The 22,255-nt window shown below is 74.3% G+C and carries 19 protein-coding genes; 11 read left to right on the forward strand and 8 right to left on the reverse strand.

The window, feature by feature from the left end:
- Positions 1 to 18 precede the first annotated feature (18 nt).
- Positions 19 to 621 carry a TenA family protein gene (locus A3CO_RS0101365; protein ID WP_018330440.1) on the forward strand — a complete coding sequence of 201 codons (603 nt, stop codon included), beginning with the start codon at positions 19 to 21 and terminating at the stop codon, positions 619 to 621.
- Between the two features lie 12 nt (positions 622 to 633).
- Here the strand turns inward: A3CO_RS0101365 and A3CO_RS39285 are convergent, their stop codons facing one another.
- Positions 634 to 1,014 (reverse strand): HNH endonuclease, encoded by a 381-nt coding sequence (locus tag A3CO_RS39285; protein ID WP_018330441.1) that lies wholly within the window; start codon positions 1,012 to 1,014, stop codon positions 634 to 636.
- A 128-nt stretch (positions 1,015 to 1,142) separates the two neighbouring features.
- Here A3CO_RS39285 and A3CO_RS29485 point away from each other — a divergent pair, with 128 nt between their 5' ends.
- The 3 genes from A3CO_RS29485 to A3CO_RS0101385 all read left to right on the forward strand — a co-directional run bounded on the left by A3CO_RS29485 (position 1,143) and on the right by A3CO_RS0101385 (position 4,533).
- Positions 1,143 to 1,418 (forward strand): FmdB family zinc ribbon protein, encoded by a 276-nt coding sequence (locus A3CO_RS29485; protein WP_033413433.1) that lies wholly within the window; start codon positions 1,143 to 1,145, stop codon positions 1,416 to 1,418.
- Between the two features lie 16 nt (positions 1,419 to 1,434).
- Positions 1,435 to 2,682, forward strand: coding sequence for a formamidase (gene fmdA / locus A3CO_RS0101380; RefSeq protein WP_018330443.1), 1,248 nt, complete (start codon positions 1,435 to 1,437; stop codon positions 2,680 to 2,682).
- 213 nt (positions 2,683 to 2,895) lie between these two features.
- Positions 2,896 to 4,533, forward strand: a complete 1,638-nt coding sequence (locus tag A3CO_RS0101385; RefSeq protein ID WP_018330444.1) for a glycoside hydrolase family 13 protein — start codon at positions 2,896 to 2,898, stop codon at positions 4,531 to 4,533.
- 56 nt (positions 4,534 to 4,589) lie between these two features.
- On the opposite strand, the gene A3CO_RS0101390 is transcribed toward A3CO_RS0101385, so the two are convergent.
- Positions 4,590 to 5,822 carry a DUF4032 domain-containing protein gene (locus A3CO_RS0101390; protein ID WP_018330445.1) on the reverse strand — a complete coding sequence of 411 codons (1,233 nt, stop codon included), beginning with the start codon at positions 5,820 to 5,822 and terminating at the stop codon, positions 4,590 to 4,592.
- Positions 5,819 to 6,892, reverse strand: a complete 1,074-nt coding sequence (locus A3CO_RS0101395; protein WP_245561403.1) for a LacI family DNA-binding transcriptional regulator — start codon at positions 6,890 to 6,892, stop codon at positions 5,819 to 5,821. The genes A3CO_RS0101390 and A3CO_RS0101395 overlap by 4 nt, the downstream gene beginning before the upstream one ends.
- A 219-nt stretch (positions 6,893 to 7,111) precedes the next feature.
- On the opposite strand from A3CO_RS0101395, the gene A3CO_RS0101400 reads away from it, so the two are divergent.
- The 4 genes from A3CO_RS0101400 to A3CO_RS0101415 are packed head-to-tail and all read left to right on the forward strand — an operon-like array spanning position 7,112 to position 11,460.
- Complete coding sequence (locus A3CO_RS0101400) at positions 7,112 to 8,425, forward strand: extracellular solute-binding protein (RefSeq protein WP_018330447.1); 1,314 nt, start codon at positions 7,112 to 7,114, stop codon at positions 8,423 to 8,425.
- On the forward strand, positions 8,422 to 9,369 hold the full coding sequence (locus A3CO_RS0101405) for a carbohydrate ABC transporter permease (RefSeq protein ID WP_018330448.1): 948 nt from the start codon (positions 8,422 to 8,424) through the stop codon (positions 9,367 to 9,369). Before A3CO_RS0101400 ends, A3CO_RS0101405 begins: the two co-directional genes overlap by 4 nt.
- Before the next feature lie 2 nt (positions 9,370 to 9,371).
- Entirely contained in the window at positions 9,372 to 10,205 is an 834-nt protein-coding gene (locus tag A3CO_RS0101410; protein ID WP_018330449.1) for a carbohydrate ABC transporter permease, read from the forward strand.
- Positions 10,206 to 10,209: 4 nt separating this feature from the next.
- Positions 10,210 to 11,460 (forward strand): ABC transporter ATP-binding protein, encoded by a 1,251-nt coding sequence (locus tag A3CO_RS0101415; protein WP_018330450.1) that lies wholly within the window; start codon positions 10,210 to 10,212, stop codon positions 11,458 to 11,460.
- A gap of 33 nt (positions 11,461 to 11,493) precedes the next feature.
- Here A3CO_RS0101415 and A3CO_RS29490 read toward each other — a convergent pair whose 3' ends face one another.
- From A3CO_RS29490 to A3CO_RS0101435, 4 genes are all read right to left on the reverse strand, one after another.
- On the reverse strand, positions 11,494 to 11,763 hold the full coding sequence (locus A3CO_RS29490) for a hypothetical protein (protein WP_018330451.1): 270 nt from the start codon (positions 11,761 to 11,763) through the stop codon (positions 11,494 to 11,496).
- Positions 11,764 to 11,865: 102 nt separating this feature from the next.
- Entirely contained in the window at positions 11,866 to 12,576 is a 711-nt protein-coding gene (locus A3CO_RS0101425) for a hypothetical protein (protein ID WP_157646913.1), read from the reverse strand.
- 120 nt (positions 12,577 to 12,696) lie between these two features.
- Positions 12,697 to 13,707, reverse strand: a complete 1,011-nt coding sequence (locus A3CO_RS0101430) for a hypothetical protein (protein WP_018330452.1) — start codon at positions 13,705 to 13,707, stop codon at positions 12,697 to 12,699.
- Positions 13,704 to 15,038, reverse strand: a complete 1,335-nt coding sequence (locus tag A3CO_RS0101435) for a sodium/calcium exchanger protein (RefSeq protein WP_018330453.1) — start codon at positions 15,036 to 15,038, stop codon at positions 13,704 to 13,706. The genes A3CO_RS0101430 and A3CO_RS0101435 overlap by 4 nt, the downstream gene beginning before the upstream one ends.
- 206 nt (positions 15,039 to 15,244) lie before the next feature.
- On the opposite strand from A3CO_RS0101435, the gene A3CO_RS29495 reads away from it, so the two are divergent.
- Together A3CO_RS29495 and A3CO_RS0101445 are read left to right on the forward strand one after the other, a co-directional pair.
- The gene (locus A3CO_RS29495; protein ID WP_018330454.1) at positions 15,245 to 16,225 is read left to right on the forward strand and encodes a serine hydrolase; all 981 of its coding nucleotides are present in this window, start codon (positions 15,245 to 15,247) and stop codon (positions 16,223 to 16,225) included.
- A 93-nt stretch (positions 16,226 to 16,318) separates the two neighbouring features.
- A complete protein-coding gene (locus A3CO_RS0101445) occupies positions 16,319 to 17,128 on the forward strand; it encodes a serine hydrolase domain-containing protein (protein WP_018330455.1) in 810 nt (269 codons plus the stop codon).
- A 70-nt stretch (positions 17,129 to 17,198) separates the two neighbouring features.
- Here the strand turns inward: A3CO_RS0101445 and A3CO_RS0101450 are convergent, their stop codons facing one another.
- The gene (locus A3CO_RS0101450) at positions 17,199 to 17,930 is read right to left on the reverse strand and encodes a YaaA family protein (protein WP_018330456.1); all 732 of its coding nucleotides are present in this window, start codon (positions 17,928 to 17,930) and stop codon (positions 17,199 to 17,201) included.
- Positions 17,931 to 18,025: 95 nt separating this feature from the next.
- Between A3CO_RS0101450 and A3CO_RS0101455 the strand changes: the two genes are divergently transcribed.
- Entirely contained in the window at positions 18,026 to 22,219 is a 4,194-nt protein-coding gene (locus tag A3CO_RS0101455; RefSeq protein ID WP_018330457.1) for an SbcC/MukB-like Walker B domain-containing protein, read from the forward strand.
- Positions 22,220 to 22,255: the final 36 nt, after the last annotated feature.

Here is a 22,255-nt window from a genome sequence, read left to right on the forward strand (position 1 = left end):
CGTCGTCAGACTCGCCGCGTGACCACCAGCGCCGAGCTCCGCCGTCGTCACGCCGAGGTCTGGGACGCGGCCGTCGGGCACCGGTTCGTCGACGAACTCGGGGCGGGGACCGTGCCCGACGCCGTCCTCGCGCGCTACCTGTCGCAGGACGCGCTCTTCCTCGACGCGTTCGTCGCCCTGCTCGGCGCCGCGGTGGCCGCGGCCGACCGCCCCGGCGCCCGGATGGTCCTCGCCCGCCAGCTCGGCCTGGTGGCCGGCGACGAGGACGACTACTTCACCCGCGCGCTGGCCCGGCTCGGCGTCGACGGGCCGGTCGACCCGGCCCCGCCGACGACGGGGTTCCTCGGCCTGATGGACCGGGCGGGCCGGTCCGCCGACTACCCGACGATCATGACGGTGCTGCTGGTCGCCGAGTGGCTCTACCTCGACTGGGCGCAGCGACTCGGCGCGGCGCCCGACGACTGGCTGTACGCGGAGTGGATCGAGCTGCACCGTGGGCCGGCCTTCGCGGCGTGGGTGACGTTCCTGCGCGGGGAGGTCGACCGGGTCGGCGCGGACGGGACCGTCTTCGCCGTGGCCGTCGAGCTGGAGCTGGCCTTCTTCGACGCGGCGTACGGCTGACGCGCGCCGGGCTCAGGCCGCCGACGGGCTCCGCTTCGCGAGTCGGCGTCGCTGGGCGTCGAGGTGGGGCCGCGCCCGGCGTTGACCGCCGCGCGCCTCGATGGCGGCCGCGAGCTCGTCGAGGACCCGCGTCAGCCGGTCGACGTCGGGGGTCCAGCCGCGGCGCTCGCACTCCTCGAGCCAGTCGACCACCCCGCGGTGCCCGCGCTCGCCGTTGCAGCGCCGGCAGGCCGCGACCTCGTTCTCCAACCACGACGGCCCGCCCTTGACCTTCGGGATGACGTGGTCGGTGGTGGCCGGCACGCGGCCGTCGAGGGGGCGGGCGCACCAGACGCAGCTCGCGCCGTCGCGGACGTGCGCGGCGGCGAGGCGCTGGGACCGACCGGGTTGCATCGATCTCCAGGATGCCCCGCCGCCGCGAAGATCGCCCGTGTTGCGAGTCCGTGACGGCGACGGACGGACGATTGATGATCGAGTGCGCACGTGCTCTCATCTCCTCGACCCGATGCCGGGAGGCGCTCGTGCCGACCTACGTGTTCCGCTGTCCCGCCTGCGGGGACTTCGAGGCGTTCGCGACGATGGCCGCGGTCGGCCCCAGCACGCCCTGCCCCGCCTGTGGTGCGGACGCCCCGCGCGGCGTCACCGCGCCCGGACTCAACGTCGGCGGCCCGACCCACGCGATGACCGCCGCGCACGAGCGCTCGGCGGGCGCACCCGCCGTCGTGACCGCGCCGCCGCCCGCCCCGGGGCGACGCCGGTCCGCGGACCCCCGCCAGGCCCGCCTCCCCCGCCCCTGACCGTAGGAGACCGCCCGTGCCCGACGTGATCTTCGGAGTCGACCAGTCCAAGCCGTTCCGCGAGCAGGAGCTCGTCGGGCACAACCGGTGGCACCCGGACATCCCGGCCGTCGCCACCGTGAAGCCCGGCGACAGCTTCCGGGTGGAGTCCAAGGAGTGGTTCGACGGCACGATCGTCAACACCGACGACGCGAACGACGTCCGGGACTGCGACCTCTCGATGGTCCACCAGCTCTCCGGGCCGTTCGCGGTCGAGGGCGCGGAGCCGGGGGACCTGCTCGTCGTCGACATCCTCGACGTGGGGCCGGTGCCGCAGGAGCAGGGTCCGGTCGCGGGCCAGGGGTGGGGCTACACGGGCCTCTTCGCCCGCTCCAACGGCGGCGGGTTCCTCACCGACTGGTTCCCGGACGCCTACAAGGCGGTCTGGGACTTCTCCGGGCAGAAGGCGACCAGCCGGCACGTGCCCGGCGTCGAGTTCACCGGCATCGTGCACCCGGGGCTGATGGGCACGGCGCCGAGCGCGTCGCTGCTGTCGACGTGGAATGCCCGCGAGGGGGCGCTCATCGCCACCGACCCCGACCGGGTGCCGCCGCTCGCCCTGCCGCCCGAACCGCACAACGCCGTGCTCGGCTCGTTGTCCGGGGACGCCTTCGAGCGCGCCGCCGCCGAGGCCTGCCGCACCGCGCCGCCCCGCGACAACGGCGGCAACCAGGACATCAAGAACCTGGCGAAGGGCAGCCGGATCTTCTACCCGGTCTTCGTCGACGGCGCGAAGCTCTCCCTCGGCGACCTGCACTTCTCCCAGGGCGACGGCGAGATCACCTTCTGCGGCGCGATCGAGATGGGCGGCTTCATCGACCTGCACGTCGACCTCATCAAGGGCGGCATGGAGACCTACGGCGTCTCCACCAACCCGATCTTCATGCCGGGCAACACCGAGCCGCGCTACTCGGAGTTCCTCACCTTCGTCGGCTTCTCGGTCGACCCGCGCACCGGCGAGCAGCACTACCTCGACACGACCCTCGCCTACCAGAACGCCTGCCTGAACGCGATCGAGTACTTCTCGAAGTTCGGGTGGACGAAGGAGCAGGTGTACCTGCTGCTCGGCGCCGCCCCGGTGGAGGGACGGATGTCGGGGGTGGTCGACGTGCCCAACTCCTGCGCCACGCTCTACGTGCCCACCGCGATCTTCGACATCGACGTCCGGCCGAGCGCCTCGGGGCCGACGTGGGTCGACCGCGGGCAGTGTGCGGTGAGTTCCTGATCCGCCGGCCGCCGTGAGGGTGACGGCAGGCAGCGTCGTGGGCGGTGGGACCTGCCTGACGTTCACCTCGGTGTGGAGCCGGTGTCGCCCCTGCTGACAGCGAAGCGTCGTTGCTGTCGTCCAGTGACAGCGACGACGCTCCGCTGCCACCGGGGAAACATCGGGCGCAAGCGCTTGCAGTCTCTCGGGTCCCGGCCCGTACGCTGGATCAGCGTGACGACCGATGCACTGTGGTGGCGCGATGCCGTCATCTACCAGGTCTACATCCGCAGCTTCGCGGACGCCGACGGCGACGGGATCGGGGATCTCGCCGGCCTCCGGGAGCGGCTCCCGTACCTGCGGGACCTCGGCGTCGACGCGCTGTGGATCAATCCCTGGTACGCCTCGCCGCAGGTCGACGCCGGGTACGACGTCGCCGACTACCGGGCGGTCGAGCCCGCGTACGGCACGGTCGCCGACGCCGAGAAGCTGATCGCGGAGGCGCACGAGTACGGGCTGCGGATCATCCCGGACATCGTGCCCAACCACCTGTCCGACCAGCACGCGTGGTTCGTCGAGGCGCTCGCCGCCGGTCCCGGTTCCCGCGCGCGGCAGCGCTTCGTGTTCCGGGACGGCCGCGGACCGGACGGTGCCGAGCCGCCCAACAACTGGCGGTCGCACTTCGGCGGGCCGGCGTGGACGCGGGTCGCCGACGGGCAGTGGTACCTGCACCTGTTCGCGCCGGGCCAGCCGGACGTCAACTGGGACGACCCCGAGGTGCACGCCGAGTTCGAGGCCGTGCTCCGGTTCTGGTTCGACCGGGGGGTGGACGGGTTCCGCATCGACGTGGCGCACGGGCTGGTCAAGGACCCGGCCCTGCCCGACCTCGTCGACGCGGACGACCACATCGGTTCCTCCACCGCGCCCGGTGAGCACCCGTTCGTCGACCGCGACGCCGTCCTGGACATCTACGAGGCGTGGCGTCGGATCGCCGACTCCTACGACGGGGCGCGCATGTTCGTCGCCGAGGCCTGGACGGCGAGCCCGGAGCGCCTCGCCCGCTACGTGGGCTCGGGCCGGCTGCACACCGCCTTCAACTTCGACTACCTCGTGGCGCCGTGGGACCCGGCCGCGTTGCGCGAGACGATCGACACCACGACGGCGTTCCTCGCGGGCGTCGGCGCGCCCGCGACCTGGGTGCTCGAGAACCACGACGTGGTCCGGGCGCCGAGCCGGTACGGCCGCCCCGCCGTGGAGCGCCAGGGCAACGTCACCTTCGACGAGTCCGCCCCGGTCGACGTCGAGCTCGGCGTGCGGCGCGCCCGCGCGGCGTTCCTGCTCTACTCCGCCCTGCCCGGCGGCATGTACGTCTACCAGGGCCAGGAGCTGGGGCTCCCGCAGGTCGACGACATCCCCGAGGCGGCCCTGCAGGACCCGACCTGGGAGCGCTCCGGGCACACCGAACGCGGTCGCGACGGGTGCCGGGTACCGATCCCGTGGACGGCGTCCGGGTCGAGCCTCGGCTTCGGTCCCGACGGCGGGGCGTCCCCCTGGCTGCCCCAGCCCGCCTGGTTCGCCGAGTTCGCGGCGTCGGTCGAGGAAGGGGTCGACGGCTCGTTCCTGGAACTCGCCCGCGCGGCCCTCGCGACCCGTCGTCGGCACCCGGCGCTGGGGGAGGGTGACCTGGACTGGGTGTCGGCCGCCGGCGACGCGGTCCTCGTGTTCCGGCGCTCCCCGGCCTTCCTCGCCGTCGTGAACCTGTCGGCGGAGACGGTCGACCTGCCCGACCACGACGGCGTCCTGCTCGCCAGCGGCCCGCTCGACGGCCGGCGGCTCCCGTCCGACACGGCCGTCTGGCTCGCCGCGCACTAGATGGTGTGGCCTGCGGCCCCGTGAGCACTTTCCGTGGGTATCGTGACGGAAAGTGCTCACGAGGCGCAGCCACCCTCGGCGACCAGGGCGCGGGCGGCGGAGTCGGTGGGCGCCTTCTCGGCGAGCGCCTCGAGGGCGGCGTCGGTCCCGACGTCGTGCCCGGCGGCCTCGGAGAGCAGCCAGCGCACCTCGAGCAGGTCGCACCACGCCTGCACGGCCGTCCCGACGTGGCCGACCGCGGCGTGGGCGCGACGCATCCCCGGTGTCAGGACGTCGTGGCGCCAGCTCGGCGCCGCCTCGTCCTCCGACACGGCCCGGCCCTGCTCCCGGGAGAGCGCACCCCGGTGGGCCTGGAGGTCGGCGAGCAGCTCGCGGGCCTGCCCCTCCCCGACGTCGAGCCCGGTCAGCTCCCGCAGTCGCTGCGCGTGGAACCGGCGGTCGCCGACACCGACCCGCAGGCGCACCGCGTCGCCGTCGGGCACGAGCGAGACCTCGTCGACGACGAACCCGAGCTCCTCCAGCTCGCGCACGGTCGACTCGACGCGGTAGCGGTCGGAGAAGGCGAACCGCGGTTCGGCGTGCAGGGCGTCCCACAGCGCCCGGTAGCGCTCCGGGACGCTCAGGGCCTCCTCGACGAGGCGCGGCTCGATCTCCGGGGGCCGCCCGAGGGAGGCTGCGACGTCGATCAGTCCCGAGGCCACGTTCTCGACGAGGATGTCGAGGTCCAGCTGGCGCTGCCCGTCGGAGAGCGAGGGGTGGATCTCCGCGGTCTCGGCGTCGACGAGGTGGGCCTGCAGCGCCTGGCCGTCGCGGGAGAACAGGGTGTTGGCGAGTGAGCAGTCGCCCCAGAACACGCCGTGGCGGTGCAGCTCGACGAGCAGCCCCGCCATGGCGTCGAGCAGGCGTGCACGGTGGGCGGCGCGGTCCGGGGGCAGGCGGGCGAACAGGCGCCGGTACTGCCAGGAGCCGGTGAGGTAGCGCGTCACGAGCACGGCGGAGTCCTCCGGGACCGACCGGACGACGAGGCCCGCGGCCTTCACCGTGGGCAGCCCCGACGCCTCCATCCGGCGCAGCGCCTCGTACTCCTTGCCGGCCAGCCGGACGGGCAGCTCCTTGAGCGCCCAGAGCACGCCGTCGGCGACCACGAAGCGCACGAGGTGGCGGCTGGGCCCGACGTCGAGCGTCCGCAGCGGCACGGTGGCCGGGTCCCAGGCCTCGAGCGGCACGTCCCACGGGAGGGCGAGCAGCTGCGGCGACGCCGTCCGCAGGTGCAGCTCGGGGGCGCTCACGGCGGCGGTCCCGTGGTGCTGCGCAGCACGAGGTGCGTGGGCAGGACCCGGGAGGCCACCGGCTCCGGCGGACCCGACCCGAGGAGCGCCCGCACCATGCGCCCGGCCACCACGCCCTGCTCGTGGACCGGCTGCGCGACGGTGGTGAGATCGAGCGTCTCGGCGATCGGGTGGTCGTCGATCCCGATCACCGAGACGTCCCCGCCCACCCGCAGTCCGGCGCGGCGCAGCGTGCGCATCGCGCCCGCGGCGATCTCGTCGGCGGAGGCGAACACGGCGGTCGGCGGGCGGCGCAGGCCGAGGAGCCGGCCCATGCCGTCGGCGCCGCCGGACGCACCGAACGGGACGCGGACGACCAGGTCCTCGTCGAGCTCCAGGCCCGCGTCGGCGAGGGCGTCCCGGTAGGCGGCCGACCGGAGGTCCGGGCCCCGGTCGGCGGGATCCTCCGAGGCGAGCAACGCGATCCGGCGGTGCCCGAGGTGCACCAGGTGGTCGACGGCCTGGCGCCCGGCCCGGTGGTCGTCGACGGTGACCGACGGGAAGGGCTCCCGGGGCCCGCCCGCCGAGACGATGTGCACGCCGAGGAGTTCGAGGCGTGCCCGCTCGGCCTCGTCGACCTCGAAGCCGACGACGACGGCGGCGTCCACCCTTCGGCGGGCCGGGAGGTGCTCGAAGAACGCCCGGCGCCCGGCCACGTCGCCGACCAGGAAGAGCAGCACGTCCACCCCCGCGCCGCCGGCCTCGTGCAGTCCCGCCTCCAGCCCCTCGAGCAGCCGCCCGAAGAACCATCGCGACAGGTGGGGCACGACGACCGCCACCCGGGTGCGCGAGATCCCGCCCGCCAGCCGCGACGCGTCCGGGGAGACCACGTAGTCCAGCCCGGCCGCGGCGGTGAGCACCCGTTCCCGCGTGGCCGCGGCGACCTGCGGGTGGTTGTTGAGCGCGCGGGAGGCGGTGGACGCGGACACCCCGGCCAGGCGCGCCACGTCCTCGAGGCTGGCGCCGGGGCCCGTCCGCCGCCCCTCGTCCACCACCCGGTGCCCGGCGGGGACCTCCGGATCGTGAACCACGTCACCAGCCTAGGCCACGCTGCAAGCGCTCCCGGCTCGGCTGGGCCATCCGGTGCAGGGCGTGGCTCCGTACGACCGTTCCGTCCGGGGCGTCCCCTGCTGGCCGGTCCCGTGGGTTGACATCTGAGACGTAGGTCACCACAGTCTGACCGCAAGCGCTTCCATCCGCTTCCCGTCCGCCTCGACGACGTCGACGATCAGGCCCGGAGGACCACGCCCATGCGCTCTCCCACCCGGCGGCGGCGGCCGTCCCTGACGGCCCTGGCCGTGCTGGGCGCCGCCGTGCTCGCCCTGCTCGCGGGCTGCGCGAGCGCGCCGACCGGTCCGCCGACGCTGACCTGGTACATCAACCCCGACGACGGCGGGCAGGCCGAGATCGCGAAGCGGTGCACCGACGCCGCCGGCGGGCAGTACCGCATCGCCACCTCGACGCTGCCCCGCGACTCCGGCGACCAGCGCCAGGAGCTCGTCCGGCGGCTCGCGGCGAACGACTCGTCGATCGACATCATGAGCCTCGACCCGCCCTACATCCCGGAGTTCGCCGCGGCCGGCTTCCTGGCCCCGATGCCGCCGGGGGTGGCCGCCCGGGTCAGCCAGGGCGTGGTGCCGTCGGCCATCGAGGGCGCCTCGTGGCAGGGACAGCTCGTCACGGTGCCGTTCTGGGCCAACACCCAGCTGCTCTGGTACCGCAAGTCGCAGGTCGCCTCGATGGGGCTCGACCTGACCAAGCCGGTCACCTGGGACCAGATCATCGACGCCGCGGTCGCCCGCGGGACGAAGGTCGAGGCGCAGGGCAAGCGCGCCGAGTCGCTCATGGTCTGGACCAACGCCCTCATCCGCTCCGGCGGCGGCCAGATCATCACCAACCCGACGGAGTCGAACCCGAAGCTGGTCCAGCTCGGGCTGACCGACCCGCCCGCCGTCGAGGCGGCCCGCATCATGAGCAAGCTCGCGAACTCGCCCGCCGCGCCCGCGGCCTTCTCGACCGCCGACGAGGACGCGAACTCCGCGGCGCTCCAGAGCGGGACCTCGGCCTTCATGGTCAACTGGCCGTTCGTCTGGTCCAAGGTGACCAAGGCCGCGAGCCAGGGCACCGTCCCGGCGAACACGCCGGCCGACTACGGCTGGGCCCTCTACCCGCAGGTCCGTCCCGACCTGCCCTCGGCGCCTCCCTACGGCGGGATCAACCTCGGCGTCGGCCACTCGAGCCTGCACCCGGACCTCGCCTACGCGGCGAGCGAGTGCATCACCAGCGCGCAGAACACCGCCTACTACTTCGTGTCCAACGGCAACCCGTCGGCGCGCGTCGCGAGCTATTCCGACCCCGCCGTGCTCGCGAAGTACCCCATGGCCCCGGTCATCCTCCAGTCGCTGACCCAGGCCAAGCCCCGTCCGCAGACCGCGTACTACGCCGAGGTCTCCGGGGGGCTCCAGCGCACCTTCCACCCGCCGGCGGCGATCGTCCCCGGCCCCACGAACCAGGCGGCCCAGGACCTCATCCTCGGCGTGTTGCGGAAGGAGCGGCTGCTGTGACGGCCACTGTCGAGAAACAGACCGCGACGGCGCCGTCGCCGAGACACGCGGCCAGCGACCGGAGCCGCTCCGAGGCCCGCCTCGGGTGGTTCCTCGCGGGACCGGCGTTCGCGGTGATGCTGCTGGTCACGGCGTACCCGATCCTGCAGGCGTTCTACGAGTCCCTGTTCGACTACCGGCTCACCGACCCGGCCAACCGGTCGTTCACGGGGCTGTCCAACTACGGCGTCATCCTCACCGACCCCGTGTGGTGGGACGCCTTCGGCGTCACCGTGCTGATCACGGTGGTGACCGTCGCCGTGGAACTCGTCCTCGGATTCGCCCTCGCCCTGGTGATGGTGCAGGCGCTCAGGGCACTGCGGCCGATCCTGCGCGCGGCGATCCTCATCCCCTACGCGGTGATCACGGTGGTCTCCGCGTTCGCCTGGCAGTTCGCGTTCGCGCCGGACTCGGGCTTCGTCAACTCGTGGTTCTCCTTCCTGGGGCTCGCGCCCGACACCGACTGGTTCGGCAGCCAGGGCTCGGCGATCTTCGTGATCTGCCTGGCCGAGATCTGGAAGACCACCCCGTTCATCTCATTGCTGCTGCTCGCGGGCCTCGCCCAGGTGCCCGAGGTGCTGCAGGAGGCCGCGAAGGTCGACGGGGCCACCTGGTGGCAGCGGATGCGCAAGGTGACCATCCCGAACATGCGGGCGGCGATCATGGTCGCGCTGCTCTTCCGCACCCTGGACGCGTTCCGCGTCTTCGACTCGGTCTACGTCATGACGGCGGGGGCGAACGGCACCGAGGTGCTCTCGTTCCTCGCCTACCGGCAGACCATCGCCCGCCTGGAGATCGGACTCGGCTCGGCCGTGTCCGTCCTCCTGTTCATCTCCGTGGTGTTGATCTGCGGCCTGTTCATCAAGGGCTTCAAGGTCGACCTGTCCCAGGCCCGAGGGGAGTAGGGATGTCCACCCGAGAGAAGGTCGGCTGGGGCGTCGGCGGCCTGCTGATCGTCGCCTACTGCCTGTTCCCCATCGCCTGGATCGTCTCGCTGTCGTTCAAGTCGTCCTCGGACATCTCGAACGGCTCGTTCCTGCCGACGGTCGCGACGAACGAGAACTACGCGCAGATCCTCACCGGCGACGCGGCGGAGCTGTTCCTGCCGGCGCTGCGCAACTCGTTCGGCATCTGCCTCATCGCGACCGCCATCGCCTGCCTGCTCGCGATGTTCGCCGCGTACGCGATCGCCCGGCTGGACTTCCCCGGCAAGAAGCTCATCCTCTCGACGGCGCTCGCCGTCGCGATCTTCCCGGTGATCTCGATCGTCACCCCGCTGTTCAACCTGTGGCGCGAGATCGGGCTCTACGACACCTGGCTCGGGCTGATCCTGCCGTACCTCTCGCTCACCCTGCCGATCTCGATCTGGACGTTGTCCGCGTTCTTCCGCGAGATCCCGTGGGAGATGGAGCAGGCCGCCCAGGTCGACGGGGCCACGCCGTGGCAGGCGTTCCGCAAGGTCATCGTGCCGCTGGCCGCCCCCGGGGTGTTCACCACCGCGATCATCGCGTTCTTCCTCGCGTGGAACGACTTCGTCTACGGCATCTCGCTGACCTCGACCAGCGCGTCGCGGCCGGTGCCCGCGGCGCTGGGCCTCTTCACCGGGGCCTCGCAGTTCGAGTCGCCCACCGGGCCGATCGCGGCGGCGGCGGTCCTCGTGACGATCCCCGTCGTCGTGCTCGTGCTGATCTTCCAACGGCGCATCGTCGCCGGTCTGACCAACGGCGCCGTGAAGGGATAGGACCATGGCCGCGATCGAGATGAACCACATCGTCAAGCGGTACGGCGACGGCTACCCCGCCGTGAACGACGTGTCGCTCGACATCGCCGACGGGGAGTTCATGATCCTCGTCGGACCGTCCGGGTGCGGGAAGTCGACGCTGCTGCGGATGATCGTCGGGCTGGAGGACATCACCTCCGGCGACATGGTCATCGGTGGCACGCGCGTCAACGACAAGGCGCCGCGCGAGCGCAACCTGTCGATGGTGTTCCAGAACTACGCGCTCTACCCGCACCTCACGGTCTACGAGAACATCGCGTTCCCGCTGCGCCTGGCGAAGGTCCCCGACGCCGAGGTGCGGGCGAAGGTCGAGCAGTCCGCGTCGATCCTCGAGCTGCACGAGCACCTGCAGCGCAAGCCCGCGAACCTCTCGGGCGGGCAGCGGCAGCGGGTCGCGATGGGCCGCGCCATCGTGCGCGACGCCGACGCGTTCCTGTTCGACGAGCCGCTGTCCAACCTCGACGCGAAGCTGCGCGGCCAGATGCGGGCCGAGATCGCGCGGCTGCAGCGCCGGCTCGGGATCACCACGGTCTACGTCACGCACGACCAGACCGAGGCGATGACGCTCGGCGACCGGGTCTGCGTGCTCCGGAAGGGCGTCGTCCAACAGGTCGCCTCGCCGCGCGAGCTCTACGAACAGCCCGCCAACCTCTTCGTCGCGGGCTTCATCGGCTCGCCCCCGATGAACTTCCTGCCGGCCTCGGCGGCGAACGGGAAGCTGGACACGCCGTTCGGTCCGATCACCCTGGACGAGTCCCGCGCCGCGCGGGTCGGGGACCGGGACCTCGTGCTCGTCGGCGTGCGGCCGGAGATGTTCGAGGACGCCTCGCTGGTCGACGAGGCCCTGCTCGACCGGGGCGCCCGGTTCAGCGCCCAGGTGGACGTGACCGAGTGGCTCGGCGACTCGCAGTACGCCTACCTGCCCTACGAGTCCTCGCCCGAGGCGGCGGCCAAGCTCAAGGAGCTCGCCCGGGAGCTCGACGGCGACCAGCTGCGCACGCAGGCCATCGTCTCGATCGACTCCGCCTCACGGATCCGCGAGGGGAGCGAGGCCGAGTTCTGGTTCGACACCCGCAGGATCCACGTCTTCGACCCGCAGAGCGGGGAGAACCTGACGCGGGACGAGGCCGCGGGCGCCGAGCTGACGCGGCAGGCGGGCGAGGACCGCAGGGCCCAGGTGGAGCGGGCCCGGGCGCGGGCCACGGTCTCGGCCTGACCGACCCGCAGCACGGACGGCCCTCCCGCCGCCTCAGGCGCGCGCGAGGGTCGTCCGCGCGCGGGAGCGCCGCCGGCCGATCGACGACAGGAAGAGCACCCGGGCGAGCAGGAACAGCGCGACCGAGGCCAGGTCGGCGGTGGTGATGCCGTGCGTGGCGTCGATGCCGTAGAGGATCGGACCCTCGATGTCGTGGTTGAGCGGCAGCCACGCGACGGCCGCGACGACGAGGACCACGGCGACCACCCGACGGGTGAGCAGGAATCGCGGTGCGTGGTCGGTCGGGCGGGCGGTCAGGGTCACGATGGCCTCCTCGGGGTGGTGTTCCCTCCCGGGACGGCCGGCGACGACGATGTGTGACGACGTCCGGCGATCGGCTCACCCGATCAGGTGACGGCGGTGCCGTCACATCGTGAGCAGCGGGATCACGCTCGCGGCCACCGCCGCGGCGCCGACCACGACCCCGGTCGCCGCGAGCGTGCGCCGCGGGCGCTGCCGACCGAGCCCGAGCGCGGCGGTGCCGGTGCCGAGCAGGGCGACGGCGAGCACCCCGAGCAGCGTCGTGCGGGATCCGCCCGGAGTGGCCACGGCGGCCGCGACCACGGCGGCCACGAGAGCCACGACGGACACCGTGGCGCCGAGCACGGCCGGCTCCGACCCGGTCCCCGGGCCGTCGGGCAGGGCGCCCCGACCGGGCCGCGCGACCAGATCGGTGACGGCGTCCTCGGTCTCCGGGCGGGTCTGCGGCCGCGCGCCCGGGTGAGCCGTCGGGCGGGCCTCCGGGTGCGTCTCCCGGTGCACCTCCGCGACCTCGCGCACCGGCGTGGTGACAGCGGCACCGGAGCGACCCGTCGTCGGGACGGGAGCCCCCGGACGCGGGCGGGACGCGGCCTCGCGGGCCGCCTCGACGCGGGCGAGCGAGCGCACCGGGAGGCCGCCGGTGCGCGCCGGCTCGGCGTCGTGACCCGGCTCGGGGCGGGCGCGCCGGTGCCGCGGCGCGCCGACCAGCGAGGACGCCGCGAGGACCGGCGCACCTCCCTCGGCGTCGGGACTGCGGTGCCGGCCCCGCGTCGGCGACTCCTCCGGGTCACCGCCGGCGCCACCCGGTCTCGCCACCTGGACGGACACCCGACCGGGGCCGCGACGGTCCGACGGGCGCGACATGACTACGGGATCCCTCCGGCGGTGAGACGAGGTGGTGACCTCGCCGGAAGATCGACGCCGACGGCCGGCGCGTTACCCCGTCGTGACGCGGTCGGGACCCTCCTGCAGCCGGTGCCACGCCATCGCGAGCTGCGTCGCGACGGGCCGCACGACCCGGACGTCGTTCCAGTAGAACGGGTGGACCAGCGGGGTCCAGCCGAGCCACCACGGCGCCACCGCGACGGTGCGGTCGGCGACGACGGCCTTCGCGTACGCGTCGTTCAGGGGGCGGATCGGGGCGGCGATGACGTCGTCGGGGTCCCAGTAGTTGACCCACTCGCCGCCGGCACCGGGGTGCCGGAGGTCCAGCTGCGGGTGGGGCACCGTGATCGGCGTGCCGAAGTCGGGGTGGCGCTGGGCGAACAGCGCGAGCGGCGAGCCCAGCGTGTAGAGCCAGCCGAGGGTCTCGCCGCGCTCGGCCGGCGTGTCGCCCAGCTCCGCGGCGACCTCGGGCGCCACCCCGGCCGACCCGTCGGGGTGCAGCCCGCCCGCGACCTGCAGGTCGTAGAAGAAGTTGCTCGCGACGACGGAGCCCAGGGAGTGCGCCAGCACGCACAGCGGGGCGTCCTCGCCCGCCTCGGTCGCGAGGTCGTGCAGCGACCGCGCGAGCACCCGGTGCACGCCGTCGTAGAGCGCCCGGTCGACCGCGCCGGCCTGGTAGCTGATCGCGTCGCCGAGGTAGTGCACCACCAGCCAGCGCAGCGTCGGGTAGTGGAAGTCGGGGCTGCCAGGCAGGCTGCGGACCAGCCCGGACGCGACGAGGCCCAGCAGGGCGGCCACCGAGCCCCGGTCGGTCGCGCTGCCGAGGGAGTCGAGCAGGTCGAACACGCCCTGCGCGCGGGCGCCGCCCATCCGGCGCAGCAGCGCGTCCTGCCGCCCCTCGTACACCGGCGCCCAGAACGCGGTCCGCAGCACGAGCGCCTCGTCGGCGTCGACGCCGGCGATGCGGGTGAACTCGGTCCGCAGCAGGTCCATCGAGGTGTCCGCGAAGCGGGCGTCGGCGATCTCGACCCCGTGCACCCACATCACCGCGAGACGCGTCACGCGTTCTCCTTCGTCAACTGCGAGTAGGGGGTGCGGAGCCCGTCGCGGACGAGCCCCACCAGCGCCCGGCGCTGCCGGACGAACAGCACGACCGCCAGCACGACGTAGACCGCCGAGAGGATCAGCAGCTCCGCCTCCTGCAGCGGCGCGGGCAGGAAGGCCGCGAGGAGGAACTGCGCGACGAACAGGCCCAGCAGGGCGAGCGCGCCCTTGACCGAGATCGAGAGCGTCGCGAGCAGCGCCACCGCGAACAGTGACTGCGCGGCGGTGAGCAGCAGCTCCTCGCGCTGGTCGACGTCGATCGGCAGGCCGTTCGGTGATCCCGCGGCGAGGGCGAACACCAGGGGCAGCGTCCCGACCAGCAGGGACCACTGGTTGACCTTGGAGGACACCAGCGTGGCGAGCGCGTCGGTGGTCCTGAGCCGCCACGCGTAGAGGCCGGCCACCAGCAGCTCCGGTGCCTCCGAGGCGAGCGGCGCGAGCCACTGGACGAGGAAGAACTGGCTGATGCCGAGTTCCGTGCCGGTCTGGACCAGGGAGTCCGCGAAGTGTTCGGCGCAGGCGATGATGATGGCCGCGGCGAGCACGAACAGGCCGACGTACCAGGCGCGGCGCGGGGTGGCGGACTGTTCCCCGATCCAGGCCGACGGACCGATGAGGTCGGGCTCCTCGGCGGGCGCGCGGGCCACCCGGACGCTGTAGGCCACGAAGATCCCCACCAGCACCACGAGATCGACCAGCGTGATGCTGACCCGCAGCGGCAGGGTCAGCGAGTAGACGGTGGCGAGCAGCAGGAAGACCAGTGGCACCGAGTCGGTGCGCGACAGCGTCACGCGGGTGGAGTGGCCCGCGCGGTGCGCGGTCCCGCCGTCGCCGAGCTCCCCCGAGCGGCCCGCGCGGGTACGGAGCCGGATCGCGGCGAGCAGCACCACGAGGGCCCACCCGACACCCACGAGGATCCGGTTCGCGCCGGTCATGTTGGCCAGGGCGAGGCCGCAGGGCGACTGGTCGGTGGAGCCGGGCGGCAGGCACGTCGGGCCGTACTGCGCGTAGGCGTTGCCGCCCTCGATGGTGAAGACGAAGTCGACGGCGTACTCGGGCAGCACGGCGACGAGGGCCAGCAGCGCGATCGCGAGGCCCGCCGAGATGTCCACCTGCGCCGCCTCGGCCGCCCACGAGAGCAGGAAGGCCGCACCGACGATCGCGAGCCCGAAGAGCAGCGCGTCGACCGGCGGCGAGATCGACAGTCCCCCCAGGCTCATCGCGACGCCGGGGACCGCGACGGCGACGGCGCCCGCGACGAGGAGCGGGGAGCTGGTGCGGGCGCGCATGTCCGAATCCCTACCCGAGTCGGGGATGCGCCACCCGCCGGAACCGCCGGATCACCCCCGGTGCCCGCCGCGGGAGCGTCGTCGGGCACCGAGGCCCGGGCCGGCCCCCGACCGTTCAGAGCAGCCCCATGGTCCCGTTGTCCGATCCGTCACGTTCCACCCCGTCCGTCACACGACGGGAACATCGCGGTGCGCATCATCGGAGCGTGACGCGTGCACGGGTGGGCCGCCGGGCCGACCGGTCCCGACGGCGGGGTCTGCCGCGGCCCGCGCGCACGCCCGGCTTCTCGTGGTCGCGCCGGGCGCTGCTCGGCGCCACACTGCTGGCGGTCCTCGCCGTCGCCGGACCGCTGCTGCCCGGGCTGCTCGACGCGCCGGTCCGGACCGAGCAGGTCGCCCCCGCGCCGACCCCGGTCGCGACGCCCACGCCCGTCCCGCCCCGGACCCCGGTCGTCCCGCCGGAGCCGTCCCCGGTGCAGGCGGCGGTGGCGGCGGCCGATGCCACCGTCACGCGGCGCGGCGCCGACGTCGGCATCGCCGTGCTCGATCGGACCACCGGGGCGCTCGCGCTGAACGACGAGGCCGACGACGCCATGAACTCGGCGTCGCTGTCCAAGCTGCTCACCGCGGTCGACCTGCTCGACCGGGGTGCGGACGGCCGCGTGACGGTGAGCCCCCAGGACCGCCGGCTGATCCGGGCCGCGCTCGGTCCCAGCGACGACCCCGCGATGAACGCCCTGTGGACCCGCTTCGGCGGCCGGTCCGGGATCACCCGGGTCGCCGAACGGCTCGACCTGCAGGACACCGAGGTGCCCGCGGACCCGTCGCAGTGGGGCGAGGTGCAGCTCTCCGCCCGGGACATGACCACCGTCCTGCGCCACGTCCTCGAGACGATGGCCCCCGCCGACCGCGACCTCGTGCTCGGCGCCATGGCCGCGGCGCCCGACACCGCCTCCGACGGGTTCGACCAGGCGTTCGGCCTCCTCGCCCCGGACCGGCGCGGGGTGGCCGTCAAGCAGGGCTGGCTGTGCTGCCTGCAGAGCTCGGTCGACCTCCACAGCGCCGGCGTGCTCGACCCCGAGGGCCGCTTCCTGGTGGCCGTGCTCTCCAACCAGCCGTTCGGCTACGCCGCCGCCCGGACCGTGCTCGACGACGCGGTGGGCGCGCTGCGGGACGTGCTGGTCTGAGGCCCTCCTCCCGGTGGCAGGAAAGCGTCGTTGCTGTCATCCAGTGGCAGGGAAGCCGCATCGACCCGACGTCGGGAACTAGGGTTCGCCGCCGTGGACAGCCTCGCGCGGGTGGACGACTGGCCGGTGGAGACCGTGGCGGCCGCGGTGGTGACGGCGGAGGACACCGCCACCCACGGGCCGACCGACCGCCGCTTCCGGCTGGCCTCGGTGACCAAGCCTCTCGTCGCGATCGCCGCCCTCCTCGCCGTCGAGGAGGAGGCCATCTCGCTGGACGACCCGGCGGGACCGGAGGGATCCACCGTCCGCCACCTGCTGGCGCACACGTCCGGGCTGGCGTTCAACGAGCAGAAGGCGATGGCCGAGCCGGGGACGCGGCGGCTGTACTCGTCGGCCGGCTTCGAGGTGCTCGCCGACCACATCGCGGCGTCGACCGGCATCGACTTCCCCGACTACCTCCGCGAGGCGGTGTGCGAGCCGCTCGGGATGGGGTCCACGTCGTTGGAGGGGTCGGCCGGGCACGGCGCCACCTCCACGGTCGACGACCTCGTCCTGCTGGCCCGCGAGCTCCTCACGCCGTCCCTGCTCGCCCCGGAGACCCTGGCCGAGGCCACGTCCGTGCAGTTCCCGGGCCTGACCGGCGTGCTGCCCGGCCTCGGCTACCAGAAGCCGAACGACTGGGGCCTGGGCTTCGAGCTGCGCGACCACAAGTCGCCGCACTGGACCGGCGCCGACAGCTCGCCCGCCACCTTCGGCCACTTCGGGCAGTCCGGCACGTTCCTGTGGGTCGACCCGGACGCCCGCGCCGCCTGCGTGGTGCTCACCGACCGCGACTTCGGCGACTGGGCCAAGGAGGCCTGGCCGCCCTTCACCGACGCGGTGCTCGCGGAGCTGCGTTCCTGACGGCGGGTCGACGGAGCCGGTTTTCCTGGCACTGGGTGCAAGCAGTGACGCATTGCTTGCACCGGTGCGACTAGCGCGGCACGACCAGCAGCAGCGACGTGTCGTCGGCCTGCTCCACGCGCAGCCCGGCGTCGGCCAGGACCGCGAGGACGCCGCCGGTGTCCTTCGGTCGACGGCGGGTGGAGGCGAGCAGGCGCGCGGCGCGGCCCTTGAACGACTTGTTGGCGTGGCTGACCGTGCTGCGCGACCCGTCGTCGGCCTCCGAGACCACGTCCAGCGTCGTGGCACCCGGGGCGGGGGCGAGCGCCATGTAGCCGCCGGAGCGCAGGTCGACGACGTGGTCGTCGAGGTCGGCGAGGACCGGCCCCAGCACGGGGCGCCACACCGTGCGCAGGCCGCCGTACCCGGGGAGCGTCGAGTCGGCGGAGAGCCGGTAGGCCGGGATCGGGTCGGTGCCCATGACGAGGCCGAACAGGGCCGAGCAGACCGCGATCCGGCCGCGGGCACCCGGCGTCAGTGATCCGGCGTCGAGGGCGTCGTAGAGCACGCCGGTATAGCGGCGGAGGGCGGGCGTGGTCCGGGAGGCGCGCAGCGCGGCGTTGCGCTCGATCTCGTCGTCCTGGCGTTCGCTGACCCCGAGCGCCGTGCGGGAGGCGGGCACGTCGTCGGCCAGCGCGACGACCGCGTCGACGAGCTCGGCGCGCGTGGCGGTCAGCGCCGTGAAGGACAGCGCGTCGAGGTCCAGCGGCGCGCCGCGTCCCCCGGACGCCTTGGTCTCGCTGGGTGGGAGGACGACGAGCACCCCGTCATGATCGCCGCCGCACGTGCGGACCCACGGCGTGGGGGGCGCGTCCGCCGCCGTCGGGACCGCGGTGGGGGTTCCGTACCCTCCTCCGGGTGGTTTCCCCCGCCCGCTGGCAGCCCTCGCGCGCCGGGATCCTGAACGTCTACCAGTACCAGGACGAGGTGCTGGAGTTCGGCGGCGGCCGGTTGCTGCTGCGCGGCGTCAACGGCTCGGGCAAGTCGACGGCGATGAACATGCTGCTGCCGTTCCTGCTCGAGGCCGACGTCCGCAAGATCGACGCGGCCGGCGAGCAGCGGGGGGTGCTGCGCTCCTGGATGCTCTCCGACAACGACGACACGCAGCGCACCGGCTACCTGTGGATCGAGTTCGTCCGCGACGGCGAGTACCGCACCGTCGGCTGCGGGATCCGCGCCAACCGGTCCACCGACCGCGTCACCACCTGGTGGTTCTCCACCGACCGCCGGGCCCGCCTGGACTTCCGGCTCACCGAGGCCGACGTCCCGTTCTCGGTCGACGCGCTGCGCGCCGAGCTCGGGGTGCGGGGCCAGGTGTTCACCTCCACCGCGGAGTACCGCGCCGAGATCGCGCGCCGCTTCTTCGGCGGGACCGACCCGACGGCCTACTTCCGGCTGCTCCACCAGGTGCGGAACCCGCGCGTCGGTGACCGCATCGACACCGATCTGCCCCGCACGCTGCGCGAGGCGCTGCCGCCGGTGCCCGAGGACGCGGTGAACGACGCCGCCCAGCCGCTGGAGGACCTCGAGGACCACCGGCGCAACGTCACCGACCTGGCCGCGACGGCGACGGCGCTCGACGGGGTCGTGGAGGTCTACACCGACTACGCGCGCCGGGTGCTCATGACGGCGGTGGAGGCCGCGGCGTCGGCGGTCGACGCGGCCCGCACCGCGGGGCGGCGCGTGGAGCGCGACCGGGCCGGGGCGCAGCGTGCGGGGACGGTCCGCGACGAGGCCGTGCGCGTGGTCGGCGAGCTGGCCGACGAGCACGCGCGGGCCACGTCCGAGCGGCAGGGCCTGGTGAGCCTGCCGGAGTACTCCGCGCACGCCGACCTCGTGCGGCGCCGCGACGAGCTGGCCCGCGCCGACGAGGCCGCCGGCACGCTCGACGGCGTCCGCACCCGCGCCCTGGCCCGCGTCACCACCGCCACCGCGGGCGCGACGGCGGCGAAGGGCCAGGTGGAGTCCGACCTCGCCGGGATCGCCGAGCACCTCCGAGGCGTGACGACGGCCGCCCGCACCGCCTCCGCCCCCGTCCGCCTCCCCGACCCGCCTGCGCTCGCCACCGAACCGCAGGACGACGCCGCGAGCGGCACCGCCGTGGACGTCCCGGAGGACGACCTCGACCCCGTCGACGACCTGCCGGTGGCCCTGGTCGCCGTCGGCGACGGCCTGCGGGCCCACCGCACCACCGTGCGCGAGCTGCGGGAACGCGCCGCGGCGGCGGACCGGGAGACGGCCGCCGCCGACCGCGCCGACACCGAGGCCGCCGAGGCAGGCGAACGCGCCGCCGAGGCCGCCGAGCAGGCCGACGTCGCCCGCCGCGCCGCCCGGGTGGCCGCCGACGAGCACGCGGCCGCGGTCGGTTCCTGGCACGAGCGGCTCGTCGCGCACGTCGCGGCGGTCCCCGCGGCCGAACCGGACGGTGCCGCCGGGTGGCTGGCCCTCCGGGCCGGCCCCGACGACGCCGAGGCCTCCGACGACCTGCGCGCCCGCGCCGAGAGCCTCGTCGGCGCCGTGCGGCGCGTGGCGGACGAGGCCTCCGGCGCGCTCGCCGCGGCCCGCAGCCGGGCCACGGCCCGCGTCGGCGAGGCCGACGACGAGCTCACCGCCCTGCGCGCCGAGCACGCCCGGGTCGAGGCGGCGGGCGAGCTCCCCCTGCCCCGTGAGCCGTGGCGCACCGACACCGGGGTCGGGGACGCCGCCCTGTTCGCCTCGCTGGTCGACTTCGCCGACGACCTCGACGCCGCGGGACGGGCGGGCCTGGAGGCGGCGCTGGAGGCGTCCGGGCTGCTCGCAGCACGTGTCGACGCCGACGGCCACGTGCTCGGCGCGGACGGCGAGCTGTTCCTGACGACGGGTGTCGCGGCGGCCGGGGCGGGTCCCCGACTGGTGCCGGTGGACACCGGCACGGTGCCGGTCGACGTCGTGGCCGGCGTGCTCGCCGCCCTCGGGACGACGCCGGGCGACGCCCTGTGGGTCGGTGAGGACGGCTCGTTCGGGGCGGGACCGCTGCGCGGGCGGCACACCAAGCCGGCCGCCGAGTACGTCGGAGCCGGGGCACGCGAACAGGCCCGTGCCCGTCGGCTGGCGGAGCTCGCCGCGCTGGTGGCGGACGCCGAGGCGCGCCTGGCCGCCGCGCGGGCCGTCGCGGCCGCCCTCGACGAACACGCCGACGGGTTGCGCCGCCTGGTCCGGGAGCTCCCCGGCACGCGCACCGTCGACGACGCGGTGGTGGCCGCGACCGGCGCCGCCCGGTACGCGCAGGAGGCGCAGGGACGGGCGGCGGAGCGGACCGCGGCAGCCGCCGAGACCCGTCGTCGGGCCGACGACCTCGTCGCCCGTCTGCAGCAGCAGGCGGCCGAGACCGGCCTGTCGACCGACCCCGGGCGGCTCGAGGGCCTGCTGGAGGCGGTCACGGACGCCGAGCGGGCCCTCGCCGCCGTCGACTCCGCGGTGGAGCGCACGCGGCGCAGCGTGCGGTCGTGGCGCGAGGCGATCGCGGGCTGGGACCGCGAGGTGGCCGACCTGGCCGCGGCGGTGGCCGACCATCGGGGCGCCGCCGGGCACGCCGCCGCCGTCCGCACGGAGCTGGAGACCGCCGAGTCGGCGCTGGGCGAGGAGCCGGCGAAGGTCGCCGCCCGGGTCTCGGAGCTGGACACGCACCTCCGGGAGACCGCCGCCCGGCTCGACGCGGCCCGCGAGGAGCAGACCGGGGCGACCGTCGCCGTCCGGGAGGCGGAGCTGCGCGTGGAGGCGGCCCGCGAGACGCTGGTCGAGCGGGAGAAGGCGGCCGTCGGGGGTCGGGCCCGCCTGGTCGACGCGCTCGAGGTGCCCGGTCTGTTGGCCGCGGCGGAGCGGCCGGACGACGAGGCCGCTGCGACCGGACGAACGGGCCGTTCATCACCCTCGATCGTGACCAACGGCCCTGTCGTGTCGGACAGCGAGGCGGAGGACGGCGGCACCGACTGGTCCGAGGAGCCGATCCCGGTCACCCCGGACTCCGTCGAGGGCGCGGCGGAGCTGGTCGACGTGCTGCGCGCCCGGCTCGCGGCGCCCCGCCGTCAGGTCACCGAGGACGCCCTGGAGAAGGCGCTGCGGGAGACCCGGGACCACCTGGCGTCGGGGTGGGACATCGAGTCCCGGCGCGGCGCCGACGGCACCCCGCTCGCCGTGCACGTCACCGGCCCGACCCGCGCGGTGCTGGCGCAGATGGTGCACCGCGTCGCGGTCCAACGGCGGCGCGCGACGAGCCTGCTGTCGGCCCAGCAGGACCAGGCGCTGCGCAACCTGCTGCACGGCCGGATCGCCCGGGAGGTCGCGGACGCGCTGTTCGCGGCCGGCGAGCTCGTGGACCGGATGAACCGGATCCTGCGCGGCGTCACCTCCAGCCAGGGCATCGGCGTGCGGCTGCAGTGGCGCCCGCGCGGGGACCTGGAGAGCGAGACGGCCACCGCCCTGGTGCTGCTCGGCAAGCACCCCGACCTGCGCTCGCCGGAGGAGGACGACCAGGTCCGGGAGGCGGTGAAGAGCCTCGTCGAGCAGGCGCGGACGGCCGACCCGGAGGCGTCGTACCGGTCGGTGATCGGCGACGTCCTGGACTACCGGACGTGGCACGAGATGCGGATCTACCTGCGGCGGCCGGGGCGCAACGACGAGCTCCTCACCCGGCGGACGACGCTCAGCGAGGGCGAGAAGAAGCTGGTCACCGTGCTGCCGATGGCCAGTGCGGCCGCCGCCAGCGCCGCCGCGCACGACCCGCACGGCGTCGGCGCGCCGCGGCTGGTGCTGCTCGACGACGCGTTCGCGAAGGTCTCGGAGGACAACCACGCGAAGCTGTTCGGGCTGCTCGTCGACCTCGACGTGGACTTCGTGGTCACCTCGGAGCGGCTCTGGGGGACGCACCCGAGCGTCCCCGAGCTCGCGATCACCGAGGTGCTGCGGGACCCGGAGCTGCGCGCGATCGCCCTGGTGCACTACCGCTGGAACGGGTCCGAGCTGTCGGTGGGAGACGCGGCGGAGCGGAGCTCGATCCTGGGCAGGGGCGCATGAGTTCGACGATCCGGCCGGTCGTCTTCTCCTACGTCA

Origin of the sequence: Actinomycetospora chiangmaiensis DSM 45062, assembly GCF_000379625.1 — a bacterium.
Lineage (GTDB): Bacteria > Actinomycetota > Actinomycetes > Mycobacteriales > Pseudonocardiaceae > Actinomycetospora > Actinomycetospora chiangmaiensis.